The following is a 19,430-nucleotide window of genomic DNA, read 5'->3' on the forward strand; positions in this document are numbered from 1 at the left end:
TCACAGTCACAAACCACCATGATTGAACCGTCTCGGATGTCTCCGAACACCTGTCTCGGATGTCTCCCGTCTATACAGGGAGAGGGTTGATTTCGCTGCGCTTTACGCTTCATCCCCATTCGCCTCGTCCCGACCGAGCGCAGTGAGGGAAAGGGGCCCGGGAGTTGCGGGAGACGAGATCGACGGGTGGCAAGACCACGCGCGCCGGTTTCGTCGCCTGCGGGCCTTGGCGACCGATGAGGCGGGCATCGGTCGTTCGGGCCGCCCCCGAACCCCCTTCCCCTCGCTGCGCTCGGCAGGGGTTCCGGGAGGTGGTCGGGTCTGGAGCGCACCTCCGACAATGAATCGGCGGCGCGCTCCAGCATCTTGAATAGTCTCGCCGTTTCGCCTCAGGCGGCGCTGGCGTCGGCGGCCGCGTGCGGCACCTCGCCATGCAGCTTGAGCTGGCGATTGCCGGTCAGCGCGCGCAGCAGCACGTAGAAGACCGGCGTCAGGAACAGGCCGAACAGGGTGACGCCGAGCATGCCGGCGAACACCGCGACACCCATGGCATGGCGCATTTCCGCGCCGGCGCCGGTCGAGGTGACCAGGGGCAGCACGCCCATGACGAAGGCGAGCGAGGTCATCAGGATCGGCCTGAGCCGAAGCCGGCTCGCCTCGATCGCCGCCTGCACCGGCGTGCGGCCGCCGAATTCCAGTTCCCTGGCGAATTCGACGATCAGGATGGCGTTCTTCGCCGACAGGCCCACCAGCACGATCAGGCCGATCTGGGTGAAGACGTTGTTGTCGCCGCCGGTCAGCCAGACGCCGGTCATGGCGGCGAGCAGGCCCATCGGCACGATCATGATGATCGAGAGCGGCAGCGTCAGGCTTTCATACTGGGCGGCAAGCACCAGGAAGACCAGGAAGATCGCCAGCGGGAACACGAGGAAGGCGGAATTGCCGGCCAGGATCTCCTGATAGGTCAGGTCGGTCCATTCGAAGCTGATGCCGCGCGGCAGCGTTTCCTGGGCGATGCGCTGGACCACCGCCTGGGCTTCGCCCGTGGAGTAGCCGGGGGCCGCGCCGCCATTGATGTCGGCGGTGGCGAAGCCGTTATAGCGCATGGCGCGTTCCGGACCGGCGCTGGCATTGACCTTGAGCACGGCGGCGAGCGGGATCATCTGGCCGCTGCCCGAGCGCACCTGCAACTGCCCGACATCGTCGGCCCGCGCGCGATATTGCGCGTCGGCCTGGACCCTGACCGAATAGGTGCGGCCGAAGCGGTTGAAGTCGTTGACGTAGAGCGAGCCGAGATAGATCTGCATGGTGTCGAAGACGTCGGTCAGGCCGACGCCGAGTTGGCGGATCTTGGTGCGGTCGATATCGGCATAGAGCTGCGGCACGTTGATCTGGAACGACGAGAACAGCCCGGCGAGCTCCGGCGCCGCCCTGGCCTTGGCCAGAAAGGCCTTGGTGGCCTCGTCGAGCACACCATAGCCGAGGCCCGCGCGGTCCTCGATCTGCAGCTTGAAGCCGCCGATCGTGCCGAGGCCCGCCACCGGCGGCGGCGGGAACATGGCGATGAAGGCCTCCTGGATGGCGGCGAACTTGCCGTTCAGCTGCATGGCGATGGCGCCGCCGGCGAGATCCGGCGTGCGCCGTTCCTCGAAGGGCTTCAGCGTGACGAAGACGATGCCGGAATTGGACGAGTTGGTGAAGCCGTTGATCGACAGGCCGGGGAAGGCGAGCGCGCTCTCGACGCCCGGCTGCTTCATGGCGATCTCGCTCATCCGGCGGATCACCTCTTCGGTGCGGTCGAGCGTGGCGCCGTCGGGCAGCTGGGCGAAGCCGACCAGATATTGCTTGTCCTGGCCGGGCACGAAGCCGCCCGGCACGGCCCGGAACAGCACGAAGGTCATGCCCACCATGACGGCGTAGAAGACCATCATGACGGCCTTGCGCGAGACGATCCGGCGCACCCCGCCGCTATAGGCGGCCGAACCGCGGGCAAAGGCCCGGTTGAAGCCGCGGAACAGCCAGCCGAAAGCGAATTCGAGCGCGCGGGTGAGCCGGTCCTTCGGAGCGTCGTGGCCCTTGAGCAGCAGGGCGGCGAGCGCCGGCGACAGGGTCAGCGAATTGATCGCCGAGATCACCGTGGAGATGGCGATGGTCAGGGCGAACTGCTTGTAGAACTGGCCGGTCAGGCCGGTGATGAAGGCGAGCGGCACGAACACCGCGACCAGCACCAGGGCAATGGCGATGATCGGGCCGGAGACCTCGCGCATGGCCCGGTAGGTGGCCTCGCGCGGGGAGAGGCCTTCCTCGATATTGCGCTCGACATTTTCGACCACGACGATGGCGTCGTCGACGACGATGCCGATCGCCAGCACCAGGCCGAACAGGGTCAGCGCGTTGATCGAGAAGCCGAAGACATACATCACCGCGAAGGTGCCGATGATCGACACCGGCACGGCGATCAAGGGAATGATCGAGGCCCGCCAGGTCTGCAGGAACAGGATCACCACCAGCACGACCAGCAGGATCGCCTCGAGCAAGGTGTGGATGACCGCGTCGATCGAGGCCCGGACGAACTGGGTCGGGTCATAGGCGATGCGGAAGTCGACGCCGTCGGGCATGAAGCGCTTGATCTCGGCCATGGTGTGGCGCACGTCGTCGGAGATCTGCAGGGCATTGGAGCCCGGCGCCTGGAAGATGCCGATACCCACCGCCGCCTTGTTGTCGAGCAGCGAGCGCAGCGCATATTCGGACGCGCCGAGCTCGAGCCGGGCGATGTCGCGCAGCCGGGTGACGTCGCCATTGGCGCCGGTCTTGACGATGATGTCGCCGAACTCCTCTTCGGTCGCCAGCCGTCCCTGGGCGTTGATCGACAGCTGCAGGTCGAGGCCGGGCACGCTCGGCGAGGCGCCGACCACGCCGGCGGCGGCCTGGACGTTCTGGGCGCGGATCTCGCGCACCACGTCGCCGGCCGACAGGCCGCGCTCGGCGACCTTTTGCGGGTCGAGCCAGACGCGCATGGAATAGTCGCCACCGCCGAACAGCTGGACCTGGCCGACGCCGTTGATGCGTGCCAGCCGGTCCCTGACGTTGAGGATGGCGTAGTTGCGCAGATAGGTCATGTCGTAGCGGTCGTTCGGCGACAGGAGATGTACGACCATGGTCAGGTCGGGCGAACTCTTGACCGTGGTGACGCCGAGGCGGCGGACCTCTTCGGGCAGGCGTGGTTCGGCCTGCGAGACGCGGTTCTGCACGAGCTGCTGGGCCTTGTCCGGGTCGGCGCCGAGGCGGAAGGTGACGGTCAGCGTCATCAGGCCGTCGGTGGTCGCCTGGCTGGACATGTAGAGCATGCCCTCGACGCCGTTGATGGCCTCCTCGATCGGTGTCGCCACCGTCTCGGCGATGACCCTGGGATTGGCACCGGGATATTGCGCGCGCACCACCACCGAAGGCGGCGCAACCTCCGGATATTCGGAGATCGGCATGACCCTGAGCGCCATCAGGCCGGCGAGGAAGATGAGGATCGACAGGACGCCGGCGAAGATCGGGCGGTCGATGAAAAATTTGGACAGATTCATGGCGTCCTCCCGCGAGGCGGGGCGAAAGAAGTCGGCTCACCGGCCGGATGGCCGCGAGGCGGCCGGCCCGAAGGCCGGCCAGGGGTTCTGCTGGCAGGAGGTCAGCGCTGGGCGACGCGCGCATCCATGGCGACCGGCTCGGGCGCCACGCGGTCGCCGGGGCGAATGCGCTGCAGGCCGTTGACGACGATGCGCTCGCCCGGCCTGAGCCCGCTGGTGACGGTGCGCAGGCCGTCCGTCACATTGCCCAGCATCACTTCGCGATAAGTCGCCTTGTTGTCGGCATCGACCACGAAGACGAACTTCTTGTCCTGGTCGGTGCCAACAGCGCGCTCCGAGATCAGCAAGGCCGGCTCCGAGCGGGCCTGGCCCATGCGCAGCCGGGCAAACTGGCCGGGCATCAGAGCGCCGTCGGGATTGTCGAAGACGGCGCGCATGCGCACGGTGCCGGTGCGGGCATCGACCTGGTTGTCGACCAGCTGCAGCCGGCCGCGCACCCTTTCACCGGCGCGCGTCGCGGTGAACATCTCGACCGGGATGCGGTCGAGCTCACCGGTCACATTGGCGCCGGCGCCGAGCGAGTCGAGCGCCCGGGCCACCGCCTGCTCATCGGCGTTGAAGCTCGCATAGATCGGGTTGACCGAGACCAGCGTGGTCAGCATGGGCGCGCCTGGGCCGGCGGCGACCAGGTTGCCGATGGTGATCTCCAGCCGGCCGACGCGGCCGGCCACCGGCGCGCGCACTTCCGTGTAGCTCAGATTGAGCCTGGCCGATTGCAGGGCGGCCTGGGCGGCGCGCAGATTGGCCTCGCCCTCGCGATAGGCATTGGTGCGCTGGTCGAGGTCGCGCACCGACACCACGCGGGAATCGAGCAATTGCTGGCCGCGCGCCAGTTCGCTCTTGGCCAGCGCCACGCGCGCTTCCGCCGCGGTGACCTGGGCCTCGGCGCGATCGACCTCCGCCGCATAGGGCGCCGGATCGATGGTGATCAGGAGGTCGCCCTGCCTGACCAGCGCGCCCTCGCGGAAATGCACGGCCTGCACGGCGCCGGCGACACGCGAGCGGACATCCACCCGCTCGACCGCCTCCAGCCGGCCGGAGAACTCGTCCCAGGCGATGGCGTCGCGCGGTTCGACGGTTGCGACCGAGACCGGCATGGCCGGCGCCGCGGTCACCTGCGGATCCTGGGCCCGGGCCTTCTGGGTCGGCGGGCCGAACACGGCGACGCCGGTGGCGACCGCCGCCGCGACCATCAGGCCGGCGGCGATCTTGCCGCCGAGGCTCGAGCGCCGGGCGGCCGGCGCAGCCGGTTCGTCGGTGCAGACGGCGGCGTGCAGCCTGGCGGTGGCCGGGTCAATCTGGGGATCGGTGGAAACGCTCTTGGAGGATGAAACGATCTGGGTCTGTGCGGGCGAAATATCGGTCACGGTGAACTCCCGGAATGCAATCTGCTGACGAAAAGACGTTTCGAGACGCCGATCTTCGACACCTCGGAGAGGAATATTTTCGTGCGGGTGCGGGACATCGGTGCGCGGTCGGGGACATCGCGCACCTCGGTCCGTCAGGCCCGGACGGGCAGGAGAGTGGGAGCCTGCGACCGCCGGTGGGCGGTCTCGGCGAAGAACTCGACAAAACGCCGGCGGAGCTCGCCGACCCAGGGGGCGGTGAGATCGCCGCAGCCGCAGATCGCGCAGGGCCAGCCGGTAGGGCCAGGCAGCACGCCATGCTCGACCGGCACGCCGCAGGCACCGAGCCTTTCGGCATAACGCAGACTCTCGTCGCGCATCGGGTCGTCCTCGGCGGTCAGCACCAGGGCCGGTGCCAGAGCGCCGAGCCGTGACGAACCGAGCGGCGCGGCATAGGGGTGCGAGGCCTTGTCGGCCGAGCCGAGATAACCCTGCCAGCCGTCGGCCCACTTGCAGCCAACCGGCCCGGCATCGGCCTTGCGGATCGAACTGGTGGCAAGGCAGGGGTCGAGCATCGGCGACAGCAGGATCTGGCCGGCGAGCGGCGGCGACTGCTGGTCACGGGCCATCAAGGCCAAAGCGGAGGCGATATTGCCACCCGATTCCTCGCCGGCGACATAGAGCCGCGCGGATTTGGCCGACAGGCTGGCGCGATGATCGTGGAGCCAGCCCAGGGCGCGGTAGCCGGCCTCCAGCGCGTGCGGAAAGGGATTGCCCGGGGCAAGCGGATATTCGAGCGACACGACCACCGCGCCGGCCTCGGCCAGGAGCGTCGCGACCACCGCGCCGTCGTCGAGCGTGCCGCCGACAAAGGCGCCGCCATGCAGGTGCAGCGCCAGCGGCGCGACACGCTCTGCGCGGTCGGCGCGGTAGATGCGCACGCGCATCTCGGCCGGCGTGCCGCTCAGAATGGTGTCGTCGATCCTGCCGATGGTCATCTGACCCGAAGCCTCCTCGCGGCACCACCGGGCCAAAGACCCCGACAAGGCCGGAATGGCCTTGTGATGCTGCGATGCACACGAGGTAGGAACGCTTGTGCGGCCAATAAATGGGTCTAAAATGACTTCATTATTTCTATTGGTGAATAATAGCCCGAAAATGCCCTGCCTGCCGGCCGGGCCCTTCGCGCATGCGAGGATATGAACATGGATCAGCTCGCCGCCATGCGCGCCTTCGTCCGGGTCGTCGAAACCGGCAATTTCACCCGGGCGGCCGAGGCGCTGGACACGCCGAAGCCGACGATCACCAAGCTTGTCCAGTCACTGGAGGCGCATGTCCGCACCAAGCTGCTGAACCGGACGACGCGGCGGGTGACCGTGACGCCCGACGGCGCGGCCTATTACGAGCGGGTGGTGCGGCTGATCGCCGACGTCGAAGAGCTCGACGCCAGCATGACGATTTCGCAGGCGAGCCTGCAGGGACGCCTGAGGGTGGATGTCGGCACCGCGGCCGCGTCCCTGATCATCGTGCCGGCGCTGCCGGATTTCCATGCCCGCTATCCGGAGATCCAGATCGACCTCGGCGTCTCCGACCGGGTGGCCGACCTGATCGCCGAAGGCGTCGACTGCGTGGTGCGCGCCGGCACCATTACCGACCAGTCGCTGGTCGCCCGCCGCATCGCCGAGATCCACATGATGACCTGCGCCGCGCCGTCCTATCTCGCCCGCCATGGCGAACCGCGGCATCCGCTCGACCTGGAGCAGGACCATTACATGATCGGCTTCATGCATCCGCGCACCGGCCGCATCGAGACCCACGACTTCGCGGCCCATGGCGAACAGCACGAGATCCGCGGACGCCATGTCGTCGCGCTCAACGAAGGCAATGCCTTCCTGGCGGCGGCGCTCGCCGGCCTCGGCATCGCCCAGGTGCCGGTGTTCATGGCCTGGCCCTATCTCCTGGACGGCCGGCTGAAGCCGGTGCTGACCGACTGGACGATCGGCCTCTATCCGCTGCACGTGGTCTATCCGCCGAACCGGCACCTCAGCAACAAGCTGCGCGTCTTCGTCGACTGGATCGCCGACCTGTTCGCACGGGACGAACGGTTGAAGCGGCGTGGGGCACCGGAGCGGTGAGGGCGGTCGGCGTCCGAATTTTGTGTCTCATCCGACTTTTTGGGCCGCAATGAACATGACGACGAAAAACAACAGACAAAGGGCGGCGATGCCAATCGGCCCTTCTGCCGCACCTTCGACGATGCCTTTTATTTTGAACGACAGCTTGTTTCTCGAGTTCTGCACGCCTCCCTCCAATCTCTTTTATCCGATGTCGGATGATATGGGGTGACGTAGCTTTTATCTCCTGGAGTTTTTGTCAGTAAAATTTGTGCTCAAATCATGAGTTGCTTCGTCGAGCGGTATTCTTACCCGTCAATCAGGCATCGAATTTTTCTCTTCCTGTGGGCCGTCGTCTTCGCCCGAGGACGCGAGCAATTCATCGGGCCCGTTCAGGATGTCGTCCACCACCCCAGCAAAACCGGTGTTGTGCGCGGAGCCTGTCGCCTGGGCTCGCTGCCCAAGGACGATCACATTGCCAATCACCGTTTGCTCATTCGGGCTGGTCACCGCGTCTGCCGAGGCGCCCGTTCCAAGTATCCGGGCTTTGATCGTGTCCAGTTCTGTAACCAGTTCACTGTCCTGAGCGGACAGAACCTCGATCTTGCGCACGGCGTGAAGGACCGTGGTGTGATCCCGCCCGCCGAAACGGCGACCGATCTCCGGCAGTGACCGGGCCGTCATGATCTTGGCCAGATATAGCGCGACCTGCCGCGGGCGGACGATGGTGGCAGTTCGGCGTGAGGACAGCATGTCGGCCCTGCTGACGTTGTAGTGCTGCGCGACGATCTTCTGGATCTCCTCGATCTTGACGCGCCTGGGCTCGGCGATCCGGACGAGATCGCGGATCGAGCGTTCCGCCATCTCGATGGTCACAGGCTGGTTGGTCAGGCGATGATAGGCGAGCAAGCGATTGAGCGCGCCGTCGAGGTCGCGCCCGTTTTGCGTCACCTGCGCGGCGACATAATCGAGCACGGTCCGCGACACGTCGAAGCCCTGGTACCGGGCCTGGGCCTGGGTGAGCTTCTGCTTGAGGATATCGAGACGGAGGCCCTCGTCCAGCGCGCCAATCTCGACAGCCAGGCCGCCCGCCAACCGCGAGCGGAGGCGTTCGTCGAAGTCCTGCAGATCCGAGAGCGGTCGGTCGCCAGCGACCACGACCTGCCGGCCGGCATCGATCAGCGCGTCCAGAGTGTGGCAGAATTCGACGCGAATATGCGTGCCCTGCAGAAATTGCAGATCGTCGATGATCAAGAGATCGATATTGCGCAGCGTCTCCTTGAAGGCGGCCGCTGTCTGGTTCTTCAGCGAGGCGGCGAAGCCGAAGGTGAACTTCTCCGCGGTCAGATAGAGGCTGCGCCGGCCGAATGCCCGGCCGGTGCCGGCGATCGCTTGCAGCAGATGGGTTTTGCCGAGCCCGACCCCGGCATGGATGTAGAGCGGATTGAACAGCACGCTGTCGGTCGCGCGCGACTGCGCCACCTGCAGCGCCGCGATGCGCGCGAGGCTGTTGGACCGGCTCTGCACGAAGCTGTCGAAGGTCAGCCGCGGGTCGAGCGGCGAGCCGATACTTGAAACGCTCGGTGCGTCGTGTCGATCGCGTTCCACAGGGCGAGGCGTCGCGACCATCCCCCGTTCTGCCCTCAGGCCATGGCGGGGCTGACCTTGGATCGGCACGTGGCGAACGGTCACCACGACACGCGTGGGATAACCCGTCTCCTCGCGCCAGCATGCGGCGATGTCGTCGAGATAGTGATGATCGATCCAGCTCTTCTGGAATTGGGAGGGCACCGACAGGCACACACCATGGCCCGCGGCCTGGTCTATCTCGATGCTCCTGAACCAACTGCTGAAAACGTCCTCGCCAAATTTCACGTGCAAGCGGCGGCGCACCCTCTGCCAGAACGCGGCACTATCGGCATCCGCGCTCGTCCGATCAGCCTGATTGTCGGTCGGGATCGCGGACACGACGGTCTCCATCGCTATTGGGAGCGGGTCGGCAGATCATGCCCGATCTGGTCCGCTTCGCCGTCTTCCGTGCAGAGGTAATCCAGAATATTAAAGTTTATATCGTCGTCCAATTGGCGCGCTATCGCACTTCTTGTCGATTGGTCGTTGATTTTCGCTGCGATGTTTTTCGTCATCTCGCTGTAGACGGAGAGCGGATCACGGAGAGCCCGTGTGGGCCTGATCAATTTCTTCCGCCGATCGGTTGGGTGAGGTGTGGTTTCCAGAAGTTTACAGTCGATCAATCTCTGCACGCGTGTGGCGATTGTCTTCTGATCGAGAAGATCCCGTTGCGAGATGGTTCGTTGAATCTTCGCCAAGGTGCATTCGTTGGGATGAATGGATGACCACAGCGAGACGAGGAGCGCGATCTGGCGGTAATCGTCGGATTTGAGATCCTGAAAGCCGGCAAAGCATTTTGCCCAGGCGCGGGAACTCATCGTCTCCCAATTGAGGGCGGCCCATATTTCCTGGATCAGCTTGTTCCTTTCAGAGCCCATATGTGCTCCCCGGCTGTCTTCCCACAGCCTAACAAGAGAGTCCGATCGGTTCGACGAGAAAACGCTCGCACATCGGGCGAAAATGCCTCCAATATTTGGGGCTATCCGGCGGAGCCGCGGCCCTGCCTCAGCGCGGCAGGCGCATGCGCGCCAGGCCGCCCTGGGCCAGCAATCCGCCGGCGATGATCAGGGTGCCGCCCAGCAGCGAGCCGATCGAAGGCCAGGTGGCGAACATGACGGCGTCCATGAGCATGGCCCAGATGAGGCTGAAGAACTGCCAGGGGGCGAGCCGCGAGGCTTCGCTGCGGCGCAGCGCCGCCGCGATGCTGGCGAGCGCCGCCGTCTGGACGAAGGTGAAGAGCGCGACCACGCCGAACGCGTCCAGGCTGATGGTGCGCCAGAACCAGATCATGGTGCCGGCGAGCAGGATGACACCGACCAGCGCCACCTGCATGGCGGTGTCGACGCTCGAGGCGACGGCGCGCAGCCGCCGCACCAGCAACTGATAGACCGCATAGGCCGTGGCGGCGCCGAGCGACGCCGCGATGCCGAGCGAGACGGCGCCCGCATCCGGCCTGACGATCAGCAGCATTCCGGCAAAACCGAGGGCGGCGCCGAGCCCACGGCCAAGCGAAATCCGCTCGCGCAGGACAAGCCCGCCAAGCGCGGTCAGCAGCAGCGGCGCGGTGAAGCCGAGAGCGGAGGCGGCCGTCACCGGCATCATGCTGTAGGCCAGCACCGCCAGCACGTTCGAGCCGACCAGGGCGGCGGCCGCGGCCCGCTGCTCCCAGGCGCGTTGCGGCCGCCAGAGACGCGCCCAGGTGACGCCGCTGGCCGGCCAGGGCATGGCGGCGAGGCTGACCGCAAGGACCAGGGCGCAGCGCAGGAAGGTCACCTGCAGGGCGCTGAGCCCATAGGTGTTGACCAGCGTCTTCGACAGCGAATAGCCGAACACGTAGAGCAGGCCCGAAAGCAGCACGAAGCCGATGGCAAGCGCCGCGGAGGACGCTGGCGGCTGCCCGGTCTTGACTGTCTCAACCGTCACGCGATCGCTCCGTGCGCCCGGAGGCCTGTTTGCCGCCACGGGATCGGGGTTAGGAGGCGGCGGCCGCGCCGCCAAGCAAAAACCGCGCGGTGACCGGCTCGTCATGGCAGCCGCGCGGCTGGGGCAGTCGAAAAATCACATTGATCTCGTGCGTGAATGGGAACGACTATGACCGTGGCCGACGGATCGAGCCGTTCGCCGGCGGGACTGCGGGGGACACGGCGGTTCGGGCATGACGGCCATGATTTGGCCCGACACGCGTCGCCGGCGCTGCGAGACGCGCGGACGGGGAGAGGTGGGACGTGATGCCGGCTTGCGGTCGGATGGTGAACGGGTTCCGGCAGCCGAAGCGGCGGCACGCGAGCGCTTCCGGCGCGCATGGGACCATGTCGATGAAACCCTGGATCATTCTCGCTGCGATCGCCACCTGGCTTGCGTGCCAGGCCGCCGCCGAACCGGCCCATGCCCAGGCGGCCGCGCCCACCGACAACCGGCCGAAGATCAATACCCTGCGCGAGATCGGCCCGGCGCTGCGCGCCTGTTTCAGCACGCCGCAGGTGACCCGTTCCTATACGGTCACGATCCGGATGAGCTTCAACCGCTGGGGCAGCGTGATCGGCAGGCCCGCCTTGACCTATCAGGCATTCGAGGTCGGCGCCGACCGGGAGCAAGTGGCGGTCGCCATTACCGAGGCGCTCCGCAGATGCACGCCGCTGCCTTTCACGGATGCGCTGGGCAACGCCGTCGCCGGCCGGATCTTCACATTCGTGTTCAGCCAGGCGGCGCGCACGCGGGCGGCGCGCTTTGACGCTTCTCCAGGCGAGGGCGCTCTTGTCACCGTTCCGTCCGGGCGTACAGGGGCGCCGGCACCGGTGGGGGACCGCCGCCAGGCTTCCGTCGGATCTGGCCGTTCTTCCGGGGTGAAGCAGGCGGTGCCGGCGGCGTGACGGCCGCCGGGTGGGAAGCCCACCCGCGGTTTGCCGAGAAAGCGATCGTGGTGCTCAATGGGCCTGCCGCAGTGGCATGGATCGGAGGGGCGATGAGGACCGGCGTTTTGTTCGTCTATGCCTTCGTCCTGTCTGTCCTGGGCGGCTGCACGGTCATCCAGGCCGCTTTTGGGATCTTCCATGGCGATATCGACTATGTCGCGGCCCACGCCATCACCCCGCTTCTGGCCTGCGTCTCGCTCTGGATCCTGGGGCTCTGTTTCTGGCTCGGCTCGGAACCGCGGGCGCTGGACCAGGCTTCGCTGCTCATGGCCGGGTTTCTCCTGCTCCTGTGCCTGACAGGGCTTGGCACGGACGTCCAGGGCAGGGGGGCCGCGCTGGCGGTGCGCGACAGCCTGCCGCTGTCGGCGAGCGTGATGACGGGCTGGGGGCTGATGATCGCCATTCAATGGGGGCTGGTGCGGCGGCGCTTCCAGACCAGCGCCGCGCCGGAACGGGAACGGGCGCCGAGAACGGACAACCACCGCTTCACCGGGCCGTACTCGCATTGATGCTCATGCCGGTATCCGTCCGGCAGGCCGGAGAATCGGGCCGGAGCGGCGGGCGGTCATGCCGGGTATCGCCATGCCCGAGATGTAGATGCCCGCGCCCGTCAGGGCTTGCCAGGGAGAACAAAAAAAGAACTTGCTGTTAAGAACAAACCGTGTACGGTCGATTCACAGGCAGATTCCAGCCATACCCCTTGCCGCACGAAGGAGCTCACGCCATGAGTCAGGCCGCACTGCGACTCGTTGAAGGTTCTTCCATGGATAAAACCAAAGCGCTCGACGCCGCCCTGTCCCAGATCGAGCGGGCCTTCGGCAAGGGTTCGATCATGCGGCTCGGCAAGAGCGACAAGTCGATCGAGATCGATACGATCTCGACGGGATCGCTCGGTCTCGACATCGCGCTCGGCATCGGCGGCCTGCCGCGCGGCCGGGTCATCGAGATCTACGGGCCGGAATCGTCGGGCAAGACGACGCTGGCGCTGCACACCATCGCCGAGGGCCAGAAGCGTGGCGGCACCTGCGCCTTCATCGACGCGGAACATGCGCTCGATCCGGTCTATGCGCGCAAGCTCGGGGTCAATCTCGACGAGCTGCTGATCTCGCAGCCGGATACCGGCGAGCAGGCGCTGGAAATCTGCGACACACTGGTGCGCTCGGGCGCGATCGACATCGTGGTGGTCGATTCGGTGGCGGCGCTCACGCCGCGCGCCGAACTCGAAGGCGAGATGGGCGACAACCAGCCGGGCATGCAGGCCCGCCTGATGAGCCAGGCGCTGCGCAAGCTGACCGCCTCGATCTCGAAATCCAACACCATGGTCATCTTCATCAACCAGATCCGCATGAAGATCGGCGTGATGTACGGCTCGCCCGAGGTGACCACCGGCGGCAATGCGCTGAAGTTCTACGCCTCCATGCGCCTCGACATCCGCCGCATCGGCGCGATCAAGGAGCGCGACGAGGTGGTCGGCAACCAGACCCGCGTCAAGGTGGTCAAGAACAAGCTGGCGCCGCCGTTCAAGCAGGTCGAATTCGACATCATGTATGGCGAGGGCGTCTCCAAGATGGGCGAGCTCATCGACCTCGGCGTCAAGGCCGGCGTGGTCGAGAAGTCGGGTGCCTGGTTCTCCTATGACAGCCAAAGGCTCGGCCAGGGCCGCGAGAACGCCAAGACCTTCCTGAAGCAGAACCCCGACATGTCGGCCAAGATCGAAGCGGCGATCCGGCAGAATTCCGGACTGATCGCCGAGAAGATCCTGGGCGAGGTCGAAGCGGATGCGGATGGCGAAGAGCCGGTGTGACGGCGCGCCGCCATTGTCCCATATCGCGATCGAGGCCGGGTTCGTCCCGGCCTTTTTCGTGGGCGCAAGGCGCTGCTTTCGTGGCGCGAGACGTGGCCGGCTCGCGGCTCGGCCGGGGTGCAGCGCCCCCTGGCGACGGCACGGCGCCGAGCCATGAGCAAATCCGGGTTCCCTCTTGTGGTGAAAATGCTCTAGAAACACCGGCCAATGCGACATCGGACGGCGCTTCCCGTCCCAACACTCAGTTCGGGCCATGACCGGCGTCAATCAGATCCGCAAGACCTTCCTCGATTTCTTCGCCAAGAACGGCCATGCGGTCGTCGACAGTTCGCCGCTCGTGCCGCGCAACGATCCGACGCTGATGTTCGCCAATTCCGGCATGGTGCAGTTCAAGAACGTCTTCACCGGCGTCGAGAAGCGGCCCTATTCGCGCGCCACCACCGCGCAGAAATGCGTGCGCGCCGGCGGCAAGCACAATGATCTCGACAATGTCGGCTATACCGCCCGGCACCATACCTTCTTCGAGATGCTCGGCAATTTCTCCTTCGGCGACTATTTCAAGGACCATGCGATCGAACTCGCCTGGAACCTGATCACCAAGGAATATGAGCTGCCGGTCGAGCGGCTGCTGGTCACCGTCTATTCCGAGGACGACGACGCCTTCCAGCTGTGGAAGAAGATCGCCGGCCTGCCGGATTCCAAGATCATCCGCATCCCGACCTCGGACAATTTCTGGCGCATGGGCGACACCGGCCCGTGCGGACCCTGTTCGGAAATCTTCTACGACCACGGCGACAAGATCTGGGGCGGCCCGCCCGGCTCGGCCGAACAGGACGGCGACCGGTTCATCGAGATCTGGAACCTGGTGTTCATGCAATACGAGGAGCTGCCGAGCGGCGAGCGCCTGGTGCTGCCGCGGCCCTCGATCGATACCGGCATGGGGCTGGAGCGCATTTCCGCCGTGCTCCAGGGCACCCATGACAATTACGAAATCGACCTGATGCGCGCGCTGATCGGCGCGAGCGCGGTGGCCACCGGCGTCGAGCCGGATGGACCGTTCAAGATCTCGCACCGGGTCATCGCCGACCACCTGCGCGCCTCCTCCTTCCTGGTCGCCGACGGTGTGCTGCCGTCGAACGAAGGCCGCGGTTATGTCGCGCGCCGGATCATGCGCCGGGCCATGCGCCACGCTTCGCTGCTCGGCGCCAAGGAGCCGCTGCTGCACAAGCTGGTGCCGGTGCTGGTGCGCGAGATGGGCCAGGCCTATCCGGAGCTGGTGCGCGCCGAGGGCCTGATCTCGGAGACGCTGGAGCTCGAGGAAACCCGCTTCCGCAAGACGCTGGAGCGCGGCCTCGCCATTCTCGACGACGAGTCCAAGGCGCTCGGTGAGGGCGCGGTGTTCTCCGGCGACACCGCCTTCACGCTTTACGACACCTATGGCTTCCCGCTCGACCTGACGCAGGATGCGCTCAGGCCGCGCGGCATCGTGGTCGATACCACCGCCTTCGACGCCGCCATGAAGCTGCAGAAGGACAAGGCCCGCGCGGCCTGGGCGGGCTCGGGCGAAGCCGCCACCGACACGGTCTGGTTCGGCATCAAGGAAAAGACCGGCGCCACCGACTTCCTCGGCTACGATACCGAGACGGCGGAAGGCCAGGTGCTGGCGGTGCTGAAGGACGGCGCCGAGGTTTCCGAGCTGAAGGCGGGCGAAGCGGGCCTGGTCATTCTCAACCAGACGCCGTTCTACGGCGAATCCGGTGGCCAGCAGGGCGACCGCGGCGTGCTGGCCGGCGAGGGCGTGCGCGCCCGCGTCACCGACACCCAGAAGAAGCTCGGCGATCTGTTCATCCATGTGGTGACGGTGGAGGAGGGCACGCTGAAGCCCGGCCAGGCGCTGCAGCTCGATGTCGACCATGGCCGGCGCGGCGCCATTCGCGCCAACCATTCGGCAACCCATCTGCTGCACGAGGCGCTGCGCCAGGTGCTCGGCGACCATGTCGCGCAGAAGGGCTCGCTGGTCTCGCCCGACCGGCTGCGCTTCGACTTCTCGCATCCCAAGCCCATCAGCGACGAGGAGCTCGCTCGCGTCGAGGACATCGCCAATCGCGTGCTCCTGGAGAATACGCCGGTCGTCACCCGGCTGATGGGCGTCGACGACGCCATCGCCTCGGGCGCCCGCGCGCTGTTCGGCGAGAAATATGGCGACGAGGTCCGGGTCGTCTCGATGGGGCTGACGCCGGAGGGATCGAATGCGTCGGGCTGGTCGGTCGAACTCTGCGGCGGCACCCATGTGGCGCGCACCGGCGATATCGGCCTGATCTCGGTGGTCGGCGAAAGCGCGGTCGCGGCCGGCGTGCGCCGGCTCGAGGCGATGACCGGCACTGCCGCGCGCCATCACCTGAGCCAGCAGGCGAAGAAACTCGAAGCGGTCGCCGGCCTGATGAAGGCACCGATCGTCGATGTCGAGGCGCGGCTGGAAACCCTGATCGAGGACCGCAAGCGCCTCGAGCGCGAATTGTCGGAGGCCAAGAAGAAGCTCGCCATGGGTGGCGGCGCCGGCGCCGCCGATCCGGTCAAGACGGTCGGCAGCGTCAGGTTGCTGGCCAAGAGCGTCACCGGCATCGACATGAAGGACCTGAAGGGCCTGGCCGATGCCGGCAAGGCGCAGGTCGGCTCGGGCGTGGTCGCGATTGTCGGCGTCACCGAAGACGGCAAAGCGGGCCTCGTGGTCGGCGTGACCGCCGACCTGACGGCAAAACTCAATGCCGTCGACCTGGTCAAGATCGGCTCGGAGGCCCTTGGCGGCAAGGGCGGCGGCGGCCGGCCGGACATGGCTCAGGCCGGCGGTCCCGACGGATCCAAGGCCGAGGAAGCACTCGCCGCGATCGAGGCCGCGCTGGCGGCCGGGTGAGGCTCGGAGTCCAGGCTGGGGCGGTCAGTGCCGCCTCGGCGGGAGGATGTGCTGCGCTTGCTGGCGGGGCGAGCGTACGTAGATGACTGACGGCACGTTCTCTACGTCATCCCCGGCCGAGCGAAGCGAGGGGAAGGGGATCCAGGGGTTGAAGAGCACCTTCTTCAACGCCGCGAAATCACCTGAACCATGCACCGCGAGCGCGGTGAAGCGGCTCCTGGACCCCCTTCCCCTTGCTTCGCTCGGCCGGGGGTGACGTCGAGGTTCTCGGGCTTCCCCCCGCTGCTCTCGCCCCCGGCAAAGCAATTGCTTTGCCTTGGGGTGGCGTCGGGGTTCCCGGGCATGCCATCAAACGAAATGGGCGGCCCCATCGGCCGCCCTTTGTCGTGTGATCAGAGCATCTTGCGGTACTGAATGAAACCGGATTTGTCGGCGATCCGGTCGTAGAGCAGCATGGCGTGGTCATTGGTCTCATGGGTCAGCCAATGCACGCGGCTCGCGCCCTTGTCCTTGGCATAGCCATAGACCGCCTCGATCAGCGCGCGCCCTGCGCCGGTGCCGCGCACCGCCGGGTCGACGAACAGGTCCTGCAGGTAGCAATAGTCGCCGGTCGTCCAGGTCGAGCGATGCAGGATGGTGTGGACGATGCCGACCATGCGGTCGCCGTCGAAGGCGCCGAAGGCGGCCATCGGTTCGGCGGCGTCATGGAAGCGCGCCCAGGTGACGTCGGTCGTCGCCTGGGGAATATCGGTCTTGTAGAAGGTCTGATAGCCGCGCCAGAGCGGCTCCCACTGGGCGCGGTCGGACGGCGTCAGCGGGCGAATGGTAACGGGCATGGACTTTTCCTCCTCGGCTTCCAATGCCGCGCTTCGGCCTGTTCCGTCCATTGCCGAAAAGTGATTGCAGGAATGAACGGTGCTGATCGGCCGTCGGTTCAGGCCACCGCTTCGGCCGCGATGGTGTGGCGCAGGAACGAGAAGCCGAGCGCGGTGGTCGCCGCGATGGTCTGCGAATCCACCGCGCCGCTATGGCCGCCGGCGACCGTCTCGCGCAGCCAGACCGGCGCGCCCGCCTGTTCCAGGCGCGCCGCCATCTTGCGGGCATGGCCCGGATGGACCCGGTCGTCGGTACGATTGGTCGTGATCAGCGCCGGCGGATAGGATTTGCCGTCGGCGACCAGGTGATAGGGCGAGAAGTCGCGGATGAAGGCCCATTCGGCGGGATCGTCGGGATCGCCATATTCGGCGATCCAGCTCTGGCCGGCGAGCAATTTGGTGTAGCGCGCCATGTCGAGCAGCGGCACTTCGCACCAGATCGCGCCGAACAATTCGGGGTAGCGGGTCAGCATGTTGCCGACCAGCAGGCCGCCATTGCTGCCGCCGCGCGCCGCGAGCCGGGCAGGGGTGGTGACGCCGGTCTCGGCGAGATGGCGGGCGACGGTCGCGAAATCGTCATGCGAGACATGTTTGGTGGCGCGCCTTGCCGCCTGGTGCCAGCTTGCACCGAATTCGCCACCGCCCCTGATATTGGCGACCGCCAGCAAATGGCCGCGCTCGAGCCAGAGCTTGCCGGCCAGGCTCGGATAGCTCGGCGTGACCGAAATCTCGAAGCCGCCGTAACCGCTGAGCAAGGTCGGGCGCGGGGTGGACGAGCCCAGGTCGCGTCCGACCAGGAAATAGGGGATCTGCGTGCCGTCCGCGGCGGTCGCATGGTGTTGGCGGACCTCGACGCCCTTGGCGTCGAAGCGGTGCGGCGCCTGCTTGAGCACGGCCGGCGCGCCGGCGCCGGTCCACAAGGACAAGGTCGGCGGACGGTCGAAGGCCATGGTCGTGAGCATGACGTCGGTACCCAGATCCGGATCGTTCTCACCGCCGAGCGGGGCGATCGAAATCGCGGCATTGTCGGCGAGGCCGGCGATCGGCTCCTCGACCCAGTCGTCGCCCTGCGGGCGAACCAGCACCAGGCGGCTGCGCACCTGGTCGAGAATGTCGAGCACCACACCGTGGCGGGTCTCGATCCATTGCTGCAGCGCGCGGGTCGGCGTGGGCTTGAAGATCACGGCGAACGTCCGGTCGCCGTCGATGAACCGGGCGAGATCGAAGACCGCCAGGGCACCGGCCGGGATGATCGCGCCATTCACCGTCCAGTCGCGCTTCGGCTCGACGATCAGGCGGCGGGCATAGATCGACAGCGAGACCTCCTCGGGCAGGTCCAGCCGGGCGCGGGCCAGGCCGCGCCGCTCGATGAAGGTTTCGGTGCGGGTGAAATCGATCATCCGGGTGAACGACACATAGTCGTGGCCGGGGCGATGCTGAACGTAGAACCAGGCGGCGACGTCCTGCTCCTCGACCGAAAAGATCGTCTCCGCGGTCTCGATCGGCTCGCCGCGCCGCCAGCGCCTGACGGTGCGGCCATAGCCGGCGCGGGTGGTATTGGCCGCGCCGATCGCCGCCGAAATCAGCAGCGTGTCGGCATCCTGCCAGCTCGCCTGGCCCTTCGACGCCGGGATCAGGAAACCGTCCTCGACGAAGCGACGCGTCGCCATGTCGAACTCGCGGGTCTCGGCGGCGTCCGAGCCATCGGCTGACAGGCGAATGAGCGCACGCGTGCGATCGGGCGACAATTCCGCGCCGCCATAGGCCCAGGGCCTGCCCTCGGCGGCGCCAAGGGCGTCCAGGTCGATGAGCACGTCCCAGTCGGGCCGGTCGGTACGGTAGCTCGCAAGCGTCGTGCGCCGCCACAGGCCGCGCTTGTGGGCCTCGTCCTGCCAGAGATTGTAGAGATGATCGCCGACCCGCGCGACGAAGGGAATCTTGTCCTGGGCATTCAGGATGGCCAGGGCGGTTCCGACGTCGGCGTCATAACCGGCATCGCGAAAGGCCTTGTCGGTCCGGGCATTCTCCTGGTCGACCCAGGCCGTCGCCCGCCCGCCATGGATATCCTCCAGCCAGAGCAACGGGTCCTCGCCACCAGGAAAATTCATGCCTTGCCCCATCGCGTTGCGAAACGAGAAAGCCCGGCGCTGCGCCGGGCCAATGCTTCGATCAGACGATGTGGGTTCGGCGCAATTGAGGCGCAA

13 protein-coding genes and 1 pseudogene are annotated in these 19,430 nt (G+C 66.6%); 5 read left to right on the plus strand and 9 right to left on the minus strand.

All coding sequences use genetic code 11. The features are described from left to right. Positions 1-389: 389 nt before the first annotated feature. From AC07WJ_RS33765 to AC07WJ_RS33775, 3 genes are all read right to left on the minus strand, one after another. A complete protein-coding gene (locus tag AC07WJ_RS33765) occupies positions 390-3,575 on the minus strand; it encodes an efflux RND transporter permease subunit (protein WP_494939118.1) in 3,186 nt (1,061 codons plus the stop codon). A 101-nt stretch (positions 3,576-3,676) separates the two neighbouring features. Beyond that, the gene (locus tag AC07WJ_RS33770) at positions 3,677-4,828 is read right to left on the minus strand and encodes an efflux RND transporter periplasmic adaptor subunit (protein ID WP_494939247.1); all 1,152 of its coding nucleotides are present in this window, start codon (positions 4,826-4,828) and stop codon (positions 3,677-3,679) included. Between the two features lie 308 nt (positions 4,829-5,136). Beyond that, complete coding sequence (locus AC07WJ_RS33775) at positions 5,137-5,979, minus strand: alpha/beta hydrolase (protein ID WP_494939119.1); 843 nt, start codon at positions 5,977-5,979, stop codon at positions 5,137-5,139. Between the two features lie 207 nt (positions 5,980-6,186). Between AC07WJ_RS33775 and AC07WJ_RS33780 the strand changes: the two genes are divergently transcribed. Further along, entirely contained in the window at positions 6,187-7,116 is a 930-nt protein-coding gene (locus AC07WJ_RS33780) for a LysR family transcriptional regulator (RefSeq protein WP_494939120.1), read from the plus strand. A 27-nt stretch (positions 7,117-7,143) separates the two neighbouring features. Here the strand turns inward: AC07WJ_RS33780 and AC07WJ_RS33785 are convergent, their stop codons facing one another. The 4 genes and pseudogenes from AC07WJ_RS33785 to AC07WJ_RS33800 all read right to left on the minus strand — a co-directional run bounded on the left by AC07WJ_RS33785 (position 7,144) and on the right by AC07WJ_RS33800 (position 10,647). After that, positions 7,144-7,281, minus strand: a complete 138-nt coding sequence (locus AC07WJ_RS33785) for a hypothetical protein (protein WP_494939121.1) — start codon at positions 7,279-7,281, stop codon at positions 7,144-7,146. Between the two features lie 351 nt (positions 7,282-7,632). Further along, positions 7,633-9,075: pseudogene (gene dnaA / locus AC07WJ_RS33790) on the minus strand (chromosomal replication initiator protein DnaA); the annotation flags it as partial. 2 nt (positions 9,076-9,077) lie between these two features. Continuing rightward, entirely contained in the window at positions 9,078-9,602 is a 525-nt protein-coding gene (locus AC07WJ_RS33795; RefSeq protein ID WP_494939122.1) for a winged helix DNA-binding protein, read from the minus strand. 127 nt (positions 9,603-9,729) lie between these two features. Continuing rightward, positions 9,730-10,647 carry a DMT family transporter gene (locus tag AC07WJ_RS33800; protein WP_494939123.1) on the minus strand — a complete coding sequence of 306 codons (918 nt, stop codon included), beginning with the start codon at positions 10,645-10,647 and terminating at the stop codon, positions 9,730-9,732. 392 nt (positions 10,648-11,039) lie between these two features. Here AC07WJ_RS33800 and AC07WJ_RS33805 point away from each other — a divergent pair, with 392 nt between their 5' ends. The 4 genes from AC07WJ_RS33805 (at position 11,040) to alaS (ending at position 16,351) form a co-directional block, all read left to right on the plus strand. Beyond that, a complete protein-coding gene (locus AC07WJ_RS33805) occupies positions 11,040-11,594 on the plus strand; it encodes a UCP034077 family protein (protein WP_494939124.1) in 555 nt (184 codons plus the stop codon). A 92-nt stretch (positions 11,595-11,686) separates the two neighbouring features. After that, entirely contained in the window at positions 11,687-12,145 is a 459-nt protein-coding gene (locus tag AC07WJ_RS33810) for a hypothetical protein (protein WP_494939125.1), read from the plus strand. 215 nt (positions 12,146-12,360) lie between these two features. After that, positions 12,361-13,440, plus strand: a complete 1,080-nt coding sequence (gene recA, locus AC07WJ_RS33815) for a recombinase RecA (protein ID WP_494939126.1) — start codon at positions 12,361-12,363, stop codon at positions 13,438-13,440. A gap of 253 nt (positions 13,441-13,693) precedes the next feature. Continuing rightward, a complete protein-coding gene (gene alaS, locus AC07WJ_RS33820) occupies positions 13,694-16,351 on the plus strand; it encodes an alanine--tRNA ligase (protein ID WP_494939127.1) in 2,658 nt (885 codons plus the stop codon). A gap of 392 nt (positions 16,352-16,743) precedes the next feature. On the opposite strand, the gene AC07WJ_RS33825 is transcribed toward alaS, so the two are convergent. Continuing rightward, positions 16,744-17,187, minus strand: coding sequence for a GNAT family N-acetyltransferase (locus AC07WJ_RS33825; protein ID WP_494939128.1), 444 nt, complete (start codon positions 17,185-17,187; stop codon positions 16,744-16,746). A 98-nt stretch (positions 17,188-17,285) separates the two neighbouring features. Continuing rightward, complete coding sequence (locus AC07WJ_RS33830; protein ID WP_494939129.1) at positions 17,286-19,334, minus strand: prolyl oligopeptidase family serine peptidase; 2,049 nt, start codon at positions 19,332-19,334, stop codon at positions 17,286-17,288. Positions 19,335-19,430 lie beyond the last annotated feature (96 nt).

This window comes from Phreatobacter sp. GW821-FHT04C01, assembly GCF_059420385.1.